The sequence below is a fragment of the Bacillus sp. FSL M7-1020 genome, from assembly GCF_038050415.1.
Classification (GTDB): Bacteria; Bacillota; Bacilli; order Bacillales; family Bacillaceae_G; genus Bacillus_A; species Bacillus_A toyonensis.
Map to the genome: position 1 here is coordinate 3,961,029 of NZ_JBBOTW010000001.1, position 12,822 is coordinate 3,973,850.

The following is a 12,822-nucleotide window of genomic DNA, read 5'->3' on the forward strand; positions in this document are numbered from 1 at the left end:
ATAATTAGCCTCCAAGCTTTCTCATTACTAATTGTTTCATTCTATCAATATTTGGCACGCGTCCTGTCCACATTTCAAATGCAAGTGCCCCTTGATAAACAAACATATCAATACCATTTTGAATGATTGCACCTTGCTCTTTTGCCTCACATAAAATTTTCGTTTCAAATGGATTATAAATTATATCTGATACAATTGTTCCTTCTTTTAACGAACAAATTTGTAATGGCGTATGTTCGACATGCGGATGCATACCTCTTGTTGTCGTCTGAATGATAATATCATAATTCCCTTGTTCTTCTGTCGCTTTTTCTAACGATAAAGCAACAGAATGAACATCAGCCGCACATGCAGCAATAAGTTCTTTCGCCTTATCGACTGTACGATTTGCTACATCAATTTCTTTCACACCTACATCAGCAAGAGAAAAATAAATAGCTCGGCTAGCACCACCAGCGCCAAGTAATAAAATACGTTTCTCTTGAAGTGGTTCACTACTAATTGACTGTAAGGCTCGGACAAAACCGATTCCATCTGTATTGTAGCCAATTAATTTTCCATCCTTATGAACCACTGTATTTACTGCACCAATTTGCCTTGCTAGTGGGTCAATCTCATCCAAATAATCCATAATAGCAACTTTGTGCGGAGTTGTTACATTAAATCCTGAAATACCTAACGCTTTTAAACCTCTTACTGCTTCCCCTAGCCCTTCTTCTACAAGAAACGCATGATAATGGGCATCCATATTCAAGTGTTCAAATGCATCGTTATGCATAACGGGCGATAATGAATGTCCAATTGGATTTCCGATTACACCATATAATTGTTTCATAAATCCCTCTCCATATTAAATTAAAGATTTACGCAATGAAACACTTACTCCTTTTGGTACGTGAGCAACAATTTTTGCTCCTGATTCGTTTACAGTAACCCATCCTAATCCAGAGAATACAACGTCCGTTTTCGGTTCACGAATATTAAACTCGTATTTCACCAGCTCAGGCATATTTTCTAATTCTTCTGGTGTTGGCGGGCTTAGTAAATCTCCGGCATGATTTTTATACAATTCATCTGCTTTCTCAAGCTTTGTACGATGAATTGTTAAACGATTTGAGAAGTGACAAGTAAACGCACGACGACCACCACTTACATAATCAAAGCGTGCCAATCCACTAAAGAATAATGTTTGTTCCTCATTTAATTGGAATACCATCGGCTTAATTTCTTTTGTTGGTGTAATAAGCTTTAAGCTTTCCTTTCCAACATAATGAGCCATTTGATGGTGGTTAATAATACCTGGCGTATCATATAAAGAAGATTCTTCGTCTAATGGAATATCAATTAAGTCAAGTGTTGTTCCTGGGAAATGAGATGTTGTAATTACATTTTCAGTCTCATCACTAAATTCTTTAATCATACGATTAATAAATGTAGATTTTCCTACATTCGTACATCCAACAACGTAAACATCTTTGCCGTCGCGATAATACTCAATAGCATCCGCTAATTCAGCAATCCCTTGTCCCTTCGCTGCACTAATTAAAAAGACATCCTCTGGCTTTAATCCTAACTGCTTTGCACTATAGCGCATCCAATGCTTTACTTTATCATGTTTTACTGACTTAGGAATTAAATCCGCCTTATTTCCTACAAGTAATACTTTATTATTTCCTACGAAACGATGTAAGCCAGGTAACCAGCTACCATTAAAATCAAAAATATCTACAATCTTGACTACTAATGCATCTGACCTTCCAATTCCATTTAGAATGCGTAGGAAGTCATCATCTGTTAGCGATACATCTTGAATTTCATTGTAATGTTTCAAGCGAAAACAGCGTTGACAAATCACTTGCTCTTTTTCTAAAGATGAGGCAGGCGCATACCCAACTTCATTTTTATTTTCTGTTTGAATTTCTACACCGCAACCAATACATTTAATTGTTTCAGTCAAACTTTATTCCTCCCAGTTAATTAAACCTTTTTTCTTCATATTTTTCATAATTCTTCGTTCAATTTTTCGATTAAAGCGAGTCACCAATCCATCCGTTTGCGCTACTGGCACAACTAAGATTGTATGAAGTCCTACACGATTTCCACCAAGCACATCTGTAAGCAACTGATCCCCAATTACTACAACTTCATCCGGCTGCAGGTGCATCTCTTGTATCGCACGCTTAAATGCACGAACAAATGGTTTACGTGCACTATGAATAAATGGAATATTTAATGGATCAGCAAAGTCTTTCACACGTTGCTCATTATTATTCGAAACGACCGTTACTTGAATGCCTTGCTCTTTCATTTTTAAAAACCACTCTTCAAGTTGCGGCGTTGCATTTGGACGATCCCATTCAATTAACGTGTTATCTAAATCAGTAATAACTCCTTTAATTCCACGTTTTTTCAAATCTTCTGGTTGAACATGATATACATTTTTCACATATTCATTTGGTAAAAATAATTTCAATTTCTTTCACCTCTTTGAGGATTTTTCATAAAATTTTTCGACAACATTTTTCGATATACAACCTGTGGATAAAATTGTACACACTTTCCACATTAATTTTTCAGTCAATTTGGAATTTACTAACAATCTATACACAATTTATCCACTGTGGTATGTGGATAACCACTTGTTTGTGACTGTCATATTTTTTTGGTACATTAAATGCAACAACGAATCAATCCTTATATTATTAGGAGGTGACTCACCTTGAAAACAAAACATATGGAACAGTTATCTACTGAGTTACTCACTGAGTCTTATTATAAAGCAAAAGAACTAAAATTAAATCCCGACTTCATTTTACTTATAAAACAAGAAATTATTAGACGCTCATTAGAGGACAAGCTTGCCAAATCTTCTTGAGTACATATAGATTACTAATAACCTGTAAAAAGAGCCATCCTACGATGGCTCTCGAATAAACAAGTACTCCCATCTAGGGGATTTCATCATTAAGCATCTTTGTCCATAACTCTTATTTACGATTATAAAATCTTCTCTTTACTTGTGAGTTAATCGAGTAGCAATTTTTTCACCGAGACGAAGTTCTTGTCCGCTCTTCAAATTCTGCACTACTTCTATCATATCTTTTTCAAACAATAATACAACTGTTGAACCAAATGTAAAGTATGCCATTTCTTCACCTTTTTGAACAGTACTTCTTTCATGCAAAAGCTCAATACTATTAACAAACATAGCCCCTACTTTTACAAGTGCCATATGTTCGCCGTCACTATTCACTTCTGTAACAGAACGATAATTTTTTGACAGTGGTTCTTTACCGTATTCCATACCAGCTGCATTTACCGGATATGATTTTCTACCGAGTACAAATCTTTCAGTCACAGCCCCAGAAAGTGGACTATGAATGCGATGATAATGACTTGGACTCAAATAAATGACCATGTATGTACCGCCTGCATATCGCTTTGCACGTTCTTCATTATCTAGCATATCCACAATTGAATAACGCTTACCTTTAATATCAAATGTTTTTGTATCCTCAATAGGACCGTGGTCAGCAAAAACACCATCAACAGGGCTAACGATACTCGATGTATCTGTATCAATACTACGCTTTCCTTCTTTTAGCCTACGCGTAAATAAGTCATGCAATGTTCTATATTCCTTCAAACCCTTTTCCATCTCATCTTGATTAATTTGAAAAACTTTCGCATATGATGGAATTATGATGGAGCTCAAACGAGATTGTGCAAATTTACGTAATATATAAGAAGTAAAGCGACCATTTGTAAGTTCTATCATAAGTCGATATAATGTACGTCGCAAATTGCGAAACCTCCTAACCAGTCTATAACTTTAGTTTTCCCTTATTTTCTTTCTATATCATATGTAAAACTGGTTCTTATTCCCACATATCATATAGAACTGTTCATTATGCAAATCGAAAACTAAGTTAAGTATGGTATTATTCTTAAATTGTTTAGCACCCTCTAATATTACAGATAGAATCCGTCATTTTCAACAGTGAACATGTATTTCTTCTTAATACAACTCGTTTTCTTTCCTTATTTACAAAAAGAAAAGCAGCCCACTTTAAAATTTGGCTGCTTGCAATGCACATTATTCTTTCGCTTTTTTCTCTTTCTCTGCTCTTACAAATTCATGGAACATTTTCATTAACGCACGCTTTTCAATTCTTGATACGTAGCTCCTTGAAATACCAAGTGCCTTCGCAATCTCCCGCTGCGTTTTCTCCTTATCAAGCCCAAGTCCAAAGCGCTTTACGATAACTTCTTTCTCTCGTTCGTCTAAAATATCGATATACTCTTTAATCTTTTCTAACTCCATACTAAGCTGAATCATATCAATTACATCTTCAGACTCAGATTTTAATATATCAATAAGCGATATTTCATTCCCCTCTTTATCTTGCCCGATCGGATCATGAAGTGAAACGTCTTTTTTCGTTTTCTTTAGTACACGTAAATGCATCAAAATTTCGTTTTCAATACAGCGTGCTGCATACGTCGCAAGCTTTGTTCCTTTCCCTGCTGAATAACTCTCAATTGCTTTAATGAGCCCAATTGTACCAATTGAAATTAAATCTTCTGCATCTTCTCCTGTGTTTTCAAATTTTTTAACGATATGAGCTACAAGCCGTAAATTATGTTCAATTAAAAGATTTCTCGCTTGAGCATCACCTTGCTCCATTAACTCTAAGTACTTTCTCTCATCATCTGATGATAACGGCTGCGGGAACGCATTGTTCTTCACATAAGAAACAAAGACAAACACTTCTCGAACCATATATCCAATTGCGGCGAATAGACTCAAACCTTTCACCTCCGCCAAAATAGTGGTCTTTATTATGTGTATGTGGGCGTGAGGTTGTTTGTGTCTGTACGATATCATTCCAATATGTTTTTACGCATAATATTTGTCTCAAAAAGCTTTGCTACATATACTTAAACAAAAGATTGGAGAGTGGAATATGAAACATTTCATTACCCTCTTGTTCATAAGTAGCTGGTAAGAGATGAACTCCTTGTACGCTCTTGCAAGCTACTTGTACTACAAGGAGGGATTATACAAATATGAAATTTGAAAGAACACGTGCTTATACAAGGCACCAACGTCAGCGTACGATGCGCCGAAAGATGATTATCGTAAAACATGCATGGGGACATACACCTAAAACAGCTGGTATTTTTGCAAAAGGAAAAATTCACTGTTCCTGTGGAATGTGCACAACAAAGTGGAGAACAGAAGGACCACCTGCTAGTGTACAAAAGTGGTTATACAAAATCGATATATACGAATAATAAATCGTTATTTCTAAAAAAAGGTCTTCTCTCGAAGACCTTTTCCTTATTCACTCCAAATTTTCTCCCCAGTATGCGCATCAATATAACGAATTTCTCGACTACAATCGAAGGATTCTTTATGATTTTCATCCGTTGTTTGTTTATACAGTAGTACGTAGTTCGTTTCCTCTACATCATTTTCTAAAAACCATTCTAAATTCACTCGCATGGCCCCTCTGTATATTTCTAGCGCTTTTTCTTTTGTTATTTTTATTGTTGTTTCATATGTAAGTAATTCTTTTATAAATTTGCTAGACTCTCCGGAGTAGTGCATCACAGCACCATTTTCTGCATTGATATTGACTCTAAATTGGTTATACTCTGCTGGAATACCATTCACATATACGGAAAAGGTAAACCTTTCAATCCCATCTTCTGCTTCTTCACGTTCTTCCCAAAGACGTAGATATTGTGTGACATCTGGAATAACTTGTTCCAAAAATTGAAGTGCTTTTTGTATGCATTCCTCTCTAGACAGTATTTGCTTTACTTCATTATCGTCTGTCAGTTTTATAAAACCAGTTAATTCATTGGTAGATTTATCAATCATAATGCCAACAAAATTATTATATTTTAACATCGGTAAATGCTTTTTAAAAAATTCATTCATTAAATATGGATTCTTTTCTTCTTTCTGTTTCTGTAATTCCTCTTTCGGAACAAATTTCATCCTTATTTCATAATCATTTTCCTTCTCAGCAACTTTTGTAAAATTTTCTTTATCCCAATCAAACAAATCGAATATATCATCTTGTCGAATACCTTTTTTCGGGTTTTCAACAGCTACAGTTAGAGGCAATTTATAATGATCTGTTCCAAACAAATCTTTACCTGTACTTGCATCAATAAACGCATGACTAGGTTCTGGTTCATATACGAGATGATACCCTTTTACTTCCTCACCATTTTCATATTTACATGGGGAATGTGTTAAATCTACAAATACAAGTCTCATATCTTGTCTAGCTTTCAGATTTTCTAAAACGACGTTCTCCTCAACAATTTCACTTGGCCATAACGGTTTTTTCTCAATAGCTTTTTGTCCATTATAACGAAAATGTACAACATTGCCTGAAGGATGAACTCGCACAACACACCCTGCATTCCGTAATGGGTAGCCATTCACTTCTTGCATATAATTTACTTCTTTCCACCCACGCCTGTCATCCTTAACCGTTATATATGTATAAAACTCATATCCTTCTTTTGTATATTTTTTTAAGAATGCATTTGCAATCTCTCTTGCTTTATTCTCATCTATCGCTTCCTTACCACTCGAAAAATAAATTTCATCATCTATACTAAATTCAATTAAATTACCAGTATGTCTATTCAACGTAATTTGTATCGTTCTCTCCTCATCCTCTTTATGCTCCCACCATACTAGATGATATGGGTCATCCACACCTTCTTGATCATCTACAACAAGCCTATATTCATCTGGAATGTCAATCATATGAGCCACTTGCTCTTTTCTTTCTTTATCTTTTTGATTCATCATACCTCTCCCTGCGTTACAATTTAAGGTAATTATAACAAACAAATCCAAAACTTATTAATAAAAAAAGACTAGAGAAATCTCTAGTCTTTTACTTCGTTTCACGATGTAACGTTACTCGCTTTAATCGTGGACAATATTTTTTTAGTTCGATGCGCTCGGGATTGTTTCGTTTATTTTTTTTAGAAATGTAATTACGATCACCGCACTCCGTACAAGCTAATGTAATATTTACACGCATATGTAATTCTCCTCTCTTTCAAAGATTGCAAATAAAACGTAATGATTACGATTTATATATTATATAACTTCATTCTATTTGTCAATCACACAACAAAAGGATTCTAAATAGAACCCTTTTGTTTTTAGTAATCTATCATTTTGATTAAAACGATTCGTATGTAACGAACTCGCTAATTGGCTTTCGATATCCTCTAGGACGAATTTTAGTGGTATCACTTTTCCCTATCGTAACCATTAAAACAGGTACTATATGCCCTGGCATATTCAACTCATTTTGTACTGCTTTTTCATCAAAACCAATCATTGGACACGTATCATAGCCGTAATATTTAGCAGCGTACATAAAAGTCATTGCGCTTAACGAAGCATTTCTAATCGCTTCCTCTTCCATGAAGCGCTCTCCTTTTCTTTCATATAACCCTTTCGTTTGCCTAATTGTATCTTCATATTCACATTCATCAATCATTTTTAAAACCTTCATACCAAAATAAATATTTTCAACATTTTGATACGCTCTCTTATCACCACAAACAAGCACTACAGCAGATGCACTCGCTACTTTATATTGTCCGAAAGCTAATTCTTTTAATTTTTCTTTTCGCTCTTGATCACGAATTACGACATAATGTGCATGTTGCAAATTATAACAAGAGGGGGAAAGCTTTGTTAACTCAAATATTTTTTTAAAATCCTCATCAGGGATTTCTATGCCTTGTATAAATTTCATTGCGGAACGCCTAGCAGTTGCCAATTCTTCAAAGTTCAACATATATCCTCCTTAATAACTATAAATTTAAATATACATTAATTTATACAAATGAATAAATCAAATTAAAACACTTTAAATTACAGATAATAATTATGATTTACAAAAAAAAAGACAAAAAGCTGAAACAATTAGTTCATACGAAATTCACATGAATCTATTACTATAGAAGTTGTACATAGTGAATTTATTAACAATCACGTTTACTCATATAGAATCTCACTCGAAAGGAGTTGAAAGTATGAAAACTAAATATCGTTTTATGATCTCATCATTTGCTGCTTGCGCTTATATGATTTGGTATTTAGTATAAATAACAACCTCACTTGTAAATAGGAAAAGGTGTGTATATAAATGGAATATAATCAATCAACAGTTAACTACTGGAAAGCTTTTGTATTACCGTATACATTTGCTTTAGAAGAGTTAAAAACAAAATTTGAAATTATGAACCGGGAAGCTCAATTTTTAGAGGATTACAACCCGTTTGAACATATAAAAACTAGACTAAAACAACCTGAAAGTATTATAAAAAAGCTAGAGCGAAAAAACTTATTGCCAACAATTGAAAATGCTCAAACAAATTTGCAAGATATCATTGGTATTCGTATTACATGTTGCTTCGTAGAAGACATCTATCATTTAAAAGAAGTAATTCAAAAGCGTGAGGATATGGAAGTCATAGAAGTAAAAGATTATATCGCTAACCCAAAAGGAAACGGATATAAAAGTTTACACATGATTATTAAGTATCCCTTATCACTAAATTCTGGTACAAAAGATGTATTTGCAGAAATTCAGTTACGTACACTTGCAATGGACTTTTGGGCAAGTTTAGAACATAAACTTTATTATAAATATGAAGGAAATATACCTGAATATTTAAAAGATGAACTACATGATGCAGCAATGAAAGCTGAAGATCTTGATAATAAAATGGCAACCATTCGCCAAGATATTGATGACATTGAAGCATGCTCAAATCAAATTCTGTTACCACTATAAAAAAGGTTCTCTTCAAGGAGAACCTTTTTTATTTCTTCTCTATCGTGCGGACCTCTTCGATCTTCCAGGTCTCATCTTCTTTTCCAAGCGCATACTGTACTTTCTTTTGAATAGCAATTTCCCCATCTAATTCTTTTTCCTTTGTTTCAACAATGATATATCCTGCTTTACTAGCTTTCATATCTATATGTTCCAATTCAATTTTTTTATTTCCTTTTTGAAAAGCTGCTTCTTTTTGTGTTTTTAAGTCTTCGGCACTAGGTAGCTTCTTTGAAAATAACTCCATATGTTCAGCAAATTTTCGTTCATTCGTCGTCCGTACAAATGCCTCAATAACATCTTGAATAGACTGTTCTTCCTCTTTCGTTATCTGTACTTTTTCTTCAGTTTTTTTCGTAGTAGGTTTTTGTTCTATATTATTCTCTTGAGGTTGACATCCAACTAGCAATAATACAAAGAATAGAAGAAAACTTAAATTCCGTAAAAAAAATCTCATCTGTCCATCTCCTAAAAAGAAAAGTGAGGCATTTTGCCTCACTTTCGTTCATAATTAGCGTCTTCCTTTATTCGGGTCGCCACCACCAACAATATCAAAGACACGTTTCGCTATATTTGTATTCTCTTGAACACCGGAGAATAAGTATTTACCTGGTCCAAATGCATATACGTTTACATCTTCACCTGTATGTCCACCTGTTGTCCACCCTGTAACCGAACGCTTATTGAAGATATCTTCAATCGCATTATCAATCTTCGTTACATCTTTTGATGGAGCTATATCATTTACAGCTTTAATTTCTTCTGGTGTTAATTGTAAATCGATATATTTTTTCAATGTTTCTTCTACATTTGCACCTTTTGCAATCTCATTTGCCATAAAGTCTGGTGTACGTTTTGCAGCTTTAATTGGATCTACTTTAAAGTTGTACTCACCATTCGCACCTAGAGATAATCCACCTGTAGCGTGGTCTGCGGTTGCAACGACTAACGTATTTTTATCTTTTTTCGCAAACTCAATCGCTGCTTTAAATGCTTTTTCAAAGTCCTCCATTTCACTCATTGCACCGACAATATCATTATCATGCCCAGCCCAGTCGATTTGACTTCCTTCAACCATTAAGAAGAAACCATCTTTGTTTTTGTTTAAACGTTCAATTGCTGCATTCGTCATTTCTTCTAGTGAAGGTGTTTTCTCATTGCGATCAATCATTTTATCTAAACCGCCTGGTGCAAATAAACCAAGGATTTGATCATTTTTATCATTTAACAATTGATCTCGATCTGTTACGTAGCTATAACCAGATTTCTTAAACTCTTCTGTAAGATTACGATCTTTTCTAACAAAGTTCTTTACACCGCCGCCAAGCATAACATCAACTTTATGCTTCCCTTTAATTTTTTCATCAAAATAATCATTTGCAATTGCGTCCATATTTTTACGGCTAATATCATGAGCACCGAAAGCAGCTGGTGTTGCATGTGTAATTTCAGAAGTCGCAACAAGTCCCGTTGATTTCCCTTTTTCTTTCGCTTGTTCAAGAACAGTTTTCACTTCTGCTTTATCATTATCAACCGCAATTGCCGCATTATATGTTTTAATCCCTGCTGACATAGCTGTTGCCGCTGATGCAGAGTCTGTAATATTTTCATGTTCATCTTCCGGATATGTTTTTTGTGTTCCTACAAGATGCTTATCAAATTCTGTAGATTCCATCTCGAATGTTTTTGGATTATCCTTCATATAACGATGAGCCGTCATATATGAAGGACCCATGCCATCTCCAATTAACACAATAACATTTTTAATCTTTGCATTGTTTCCGCTCTCATCTGCATTAACCTCACTAGAACGTGTAAAATTCCATGTTGCTACCGAAGTAACTGCTAACGACGCCACAACTGCAAATGGCCATGCTTTTTTTACAAACTTTTTCACTGTCTTGTCCCCCTAATTAGGTTATTCATTTCCCACTATCAAATTTAATAGAAGACTGTTAAGGGAAAATTAGTTATATGTAAATTTTTTGTTAACTTATGTAAATATAAGTTATAATTTGTATAAGTTTGTCTTTTCATATCAAGCATCGTTCCCTTTACAATCTAAATATAAACAAGTTGGATTCCCTTTAACGTAAACCTCTTATTTTACATTTCGAATCTATTTTTATGAAAACAAATAGAAATGTGGTGTACTTTTATGAAAATAGTAAAGCTAAATGAATCTTTCATTGTTGAATTACTCAATCTTTGCAAATCTGTTGGATGGTTACAAGATGAAATCTTTATGAAAAAACAATTCAAAATGTACCTCTCTATTGGCACACTTGTAGGTTATATTCATGAAAATAAACTCATTGCAACTGGAGGTGTATTTCCCTTTACAAGTAGCTTTTCTTCCATTGGCATGTTAATCGTTCATCCTCATTTTCAAGGGCGAGGAATTGGACGTATGTTACTAGATAGCTGTTTGAAACACGCTCACTCAAAACAACCAATTGCACTTATTGCAACAAAAGCTGGCGAGCCCTTATACACATCATGCGGATTTCAAACAGTAACGACGATACATCGTTTTGAAAAACAAACTACTAAGACGAATACCGTTCAAACACAACAAGTGAAAGAAAAAGACCTTATCTCTATTACCTCTCTCGATGAAATTGTAACTGGTGCCAATCGCTCTCTACTCTACTCATTATTATTACCAAGAGCTGTACACTCTTTTAAAATTGAGAGAAATAACTGTATAGAAGCTTTTTCCTTCTGTATACAGAAAGGGAATATTTTATGTATCAATCCACTTATCGCAAAACAAGAGGAAGATGCTATTCGATTATTAAAAAAGATTTGTGAGTGTTGGCATGGTATCGTACGAATTGATGTCCCGCATTCACAATTTACATTTCGTAACTTTCTTCAAACAGACAATTTCCAAGAAACGCTCCTTTCACCTCTTATGATAAAAAATGGTAGCCAACTTCCTGGAAATCGTAATATGCTATTTGCTGTGATAGATACAGCATTATGTTAGAAAGGAGACAACTAATTGAAGCAGTTTAGCTATTTTATGGTAGGTTGTCTTACTCTTACACTATTAGTAGGATGTAGTGCAGCAGAAAAGCCAGTAGAACAAGTAAAACAAGTTAAAAATACAATTACAGCAAAACTAGCTACCGAGGAAAAAATGGTAGAAATAGACGGTCAAACGATTTACTTTAAAAAAATCGGTAATGAAAAACCACCTTTACTTATGATCCATGGATTTGGAGGATCATCAGATGGTTTCCAAAAGATTTATTCCGATTTAGCAAAAGATCATACGATTATTTCTGTAGATGCTTTAGGATTCGGGCGTTCATCTAAGCCGATGGATTTTTATTATTCTTTCCCAACTCATGCAAATTTGTATTATAAGTTAATGAAAAAACTAGGGTATGATTCATTCGCAATATTAGGGCATTCGATGGGTGGAGAAATTTCTCTTAATTTAACATATTTATACCCTGAAGCGGTTACCCACCTTATTTTAACTGACGCTACAGGTGGCCCTCATACATTCGTTCATAAACAAGGATCACCAAAGCCACAGTTGTCGACTGATTTAAGTGCCGTTTCTTCAATTGCAGATTATGATGAGAGCAAAGTGAAATTCAAGCGTAATGATGAAGAGCATTATAATAAAATGAAGTTATGGCCTAGACGACTTAAAATCAATGCAAATGAAATGAAACAACCAACTTTAATTATATGGGGAAGAAATGATAGTAGCGTTTCTTGGAAAGAAGGAGAAACGTATCACCAATTCTTAACAAACAGCACTTTACATATTATTGAAAAAGGTTATCACGCACCATTTCGCCAAGAACCACAAGAATTTGTAGGGTATGTAAAAGACTTCTTTAACAATAATCCGATCCAATTTGAAAAATAACATAAACGGGTATCTCATTTTGAGATACCCGTTTTCATA

At 34.3% G+C, this 12,822-nt stretch carries 15 protein-coding genes; 5 read left to right on the plus strand and 10 right to left on the minus strand.

Annotated elements, in window-relative coordinates:
• Nucleotides 1-4: 4 nt before the first annotated feature.
• From aroE to MHB70_RS20295, 3 genes are read right to left on the minus strand one after another with little or no spacing between them, the layout of a single operon-like run.
• On the minus strand, nucleotides 5-835 hold the full coding sequence (gene aroE / locus MHB70_RS20285; protein WP_000812081.1) for a shikimate dehydrogenase: 831 nt from the start codon (nucleotides 833-835) through the stop codon (nucleotides 5-7).
• 15 nt (nucleotides 836-850) lie between these two features.
• On the minus strand, nucleotides 851-1,957 hold the full coding sequence (gene yqeH, locus MHB70_RS20290) for a ribosome biogenesis GTPase YqeH (protein ID WP_000140803.1): 1,107 nt from the start codon (nucleotides 1,955-1,957) through the stop codon (nucleotides 851-853).
• 3 nt (nucleotides 1,958-1,960) lie between these two features.
• On the minus strand, nucleotides 1,961-2,473 hold the full coding sequence (locus tag MHB70_RS20295) for a YqeG family HAD IIIA-type phosphatase (protein WP_000765312.1): 513 nt from the start codon (nucleotides 2,471-2,473) through the stop codon (nucleotides 1,961-1,963).
• A gap of 246 nt (nucleotides 2,474-2,719) precedes the next feature.
• Here MHB70_RS20295 and MHB70_RS20300 point away from each other — a divergent pair, with 246 nt between their 5' ends.
• A complete protein-coding gene (locus MHB70_RS20300) occupies nucleotides 2,720-2,875 on the plus strand; it encodes a sporulation histidine kinase inhibitor Sda (protein WP_000850093.1) in 156 nt (51 codons plus the stop codon).
• Between the two features lie 138 nt (nucleotides 2,876-3,013).
• Here the strand turns inward: MHB70_RS20300 and MHB70_RS20305 are convergent, their stop codons facing one another.
• Nucleotides 3,014-3,802, minus strand: coding sequence for a phosphatidylserine decarboxylase (locus MHB70_RS20305; protein ID WP_061529650.1), 789 nt, complete (start codon nucleotides 3,800-3,802; stop codon nucleotides 3,014-3,016).
• A gap of 294 nt (nucleotides 3,803-4,096) precedes the next feature.
• Nucleotides 4,097-4,810: an RNA polymerase sporulation sigma factor SigK gene (gene sigK / locus MHB70_RS20310; protein ID WP_000051382.1), complete on the minus strand. Its 714-nt coding sequence runs from the start codon at nucleotides 4,808-4,810 to the stop codon at nucleotides 4,097-4,099.
• Nucleotides 4,811-5,070: 260 nt separating this feature from the next.
• Between sigK and MHB70_RS20315 the strand changes: the two genes are divergently transcribed.
• Nucleotides 5,071-5,298 (plus strand): hypothetical protein, encoded by a 228-nt coding sequence (locus MHB70_RS20315; protein ID WP_061529651.1) that lies wholly within the window; start codon nucleotides 5,071-5,073, stop codon nucleotides 5,296-5,298.
• Between the two features lie 46 nt (nucleotides 5,299-5,344).
• Here the strand turns inward: MHB70_RS20315 and MHB70_RS20320 are convergent, their stop codons facing one another.
• The 3 genes from MHB70_RS20320 to MHB70_RS20330 form a co-directional block, all read right to left on the minus strand.
• Nucleotides 5,345-6,838, minus strand: a complete 1,494-nt coding sequence (locus MHB70_RS20320; RefSeq protein WP_001072079.1) for a YcdB/YcdC domain-containing protein — start codon at nucleotides 6,836-6,838, stop codon at nucleotides 5,345-5,347.
• A gap of 91 nt (nucleotides 6,839-6,929) precedes the next feature.
• Nucleotides 6,930-7,079 (minus strand): 50S ribosomal protein L33, encoded by a 150-nt coding sequence (rpmG, locus tag MHB70_RS20325; RefSeq protein ID WP_001265617.1) that lies wholly within the window; start codon nucleotides 7,077-7,079, stop codon nucleotides 6,930-6,932.
• 144 nt (nucleotides 7,080-7,223) lie between these two features.
• Nucleotides 7,224-7,850 carry a nitroreductase family protein gene (locus MHB70_RS20330; RefSeq protein ID WP_000931468.1) on the minus strand — a complete coding sequence of 209 codons (627 nt, stop codon included), beginning with the start codon at nucleotides 7,848-7,850 and terminating at the stop codon, nucleotides 7,224-7,226.
• A 351-nt stretch (nucleotides 7,851-8,201) separates the two neighbouring features.
• Here MHB70_RS20330 and MHB70_RS20335 point away from each other — a divergent pair, with 351 nt between their 5' ends.
• Nucleotides 8,202-8,852 carry a GTP pyrophosphokinase gene (locus MHB70_RS20335; protein WP_000456209.1) on the plus strand — a complete coding sequence of 217 codons (651 nt, stop codon included), beginning with the start codon at nucleotides 8,202-8,204 and terminating at the stop codon, nucleotides 8,850-8,852.
• Nucleotides 8,853-8,880: 28 nt separating this feature from the next.
• Here the strand turns inward: MHB70_RS20335 and MHB70_RS20340 are convergent, their stop codons facing one another.
• Together MHB70_RS20340 and MHB70_RS20345 are read right to left on the minus strand one after the other, a co-directional pair.
• A complete protein-coding gene (locus tag MHB70_RS20340) occupies nucleotides 8,881-9,348 on the minus strand; it encodes a hypothetical protein (RefSeq protein ID WP_001210411.1) in 468 nt (155 codons plus the stop codon).
• A gap of 54 nt (nucleotides 9,349-9,402) precedes the next feature.
• The gene (locus MHB70_RS20345) at nucleotides 9,403-10,788 is read right to left on the minus strand and encodes an alkaline phosphatase (protein ID WP_000714919.1); all 1,386 of its coding nucleotides are present in this window, start codon (nucleotides 10,786-10,788) and stop codon (nucleotides 9,403-9,405) included.
• A gap of 261 nt (nucleotides 10,789-11,049) precedes the next feature.
• On the opposite strand from MHB70_RS20345, the gene MHB70_RS20350 reads away from it, so the two are divergent.
• Entirely contained in the window at nucleotides 11,050-11,883 is an 834-nt protein-coding gene (locus MHB70_RS20350) for a GNAT family N-acetyltransferase (protein ID WP_000706708.1), read from the plus strand.
• Nucleotides 11,884-11,898: 15 nt separating this feature from the next.
• Nucleotides 11,899-12,783: an alpha/beta fold hydrolase gene (locus MHB70_RS20355; RefSeq protein ID WP_000808868.1), complete on the plus strand. Its 885-nt coding sequence runs from the start codon at nucleotides 11,899-11,901 to the stop codon at nucleotides 12,781-12,783.
• Nucleotides 12,784-12,822 lie beyond the last annotated feature (39 nt).

Bases quoted from the DNA above. Each gene is read 5' to 3' on its own strand.
- aroE (WP_000812081.1), bottom strand. From the start codon at position 835: ATGAAACAATTATATGGTGTAATCGGAAATCCAATTGGACATTCATTA.
- MHB70_RS20315 (WP_061529651.1), top strand. From the start codon at position 5,071: ATGAAATTTGAAAGAACACGTGCTTATACAAGGCACCAACGTCAGCGT.
- MHB70_RS20320 (WP_001072079.1), bottom strand. From the start codon at position 6,838: ATGAATCAAAAAGATAAAGAAAGAAAAGAGCAAGTGGCTCATATGATT.
- rpmG (WP_001265617.1), bottom strand. From the start codon at position 7,079: ATGCGTGTAAATATTACATTAGCTTGTACGGAGTGCGGTGATCGTAAT.
- MHB70_RS20330 (WP_000931468.1), bottom strand. From the start codon at position 7,850: ATGTTGAACTTTGAAGAATTGGCAACTGCTAGGCGTTCCGCAATGAAA.
- MHB70_RS20335 (WP_000456209.1), top strand. From the start codon at position 8,202: ATGGAATATAATCAATCAACAGTTAACTACTGGAAAGCTTTTGTATTA.
- MHB70_RS20340 (WP_001210411.1), bottom strand. From the start codon at position 9,348: ATGAGATTTTTTTTACGGAATTTAAGTTTTCTTCTATTCTTTGTATTA.
- MHB70_RS20350 (WP_000706708.1), top strand. From the start codon at position 11,050: ATGAAAATAGTAAAGCTAAATGAATCTTTCATTGTTGAATTACTCAAT.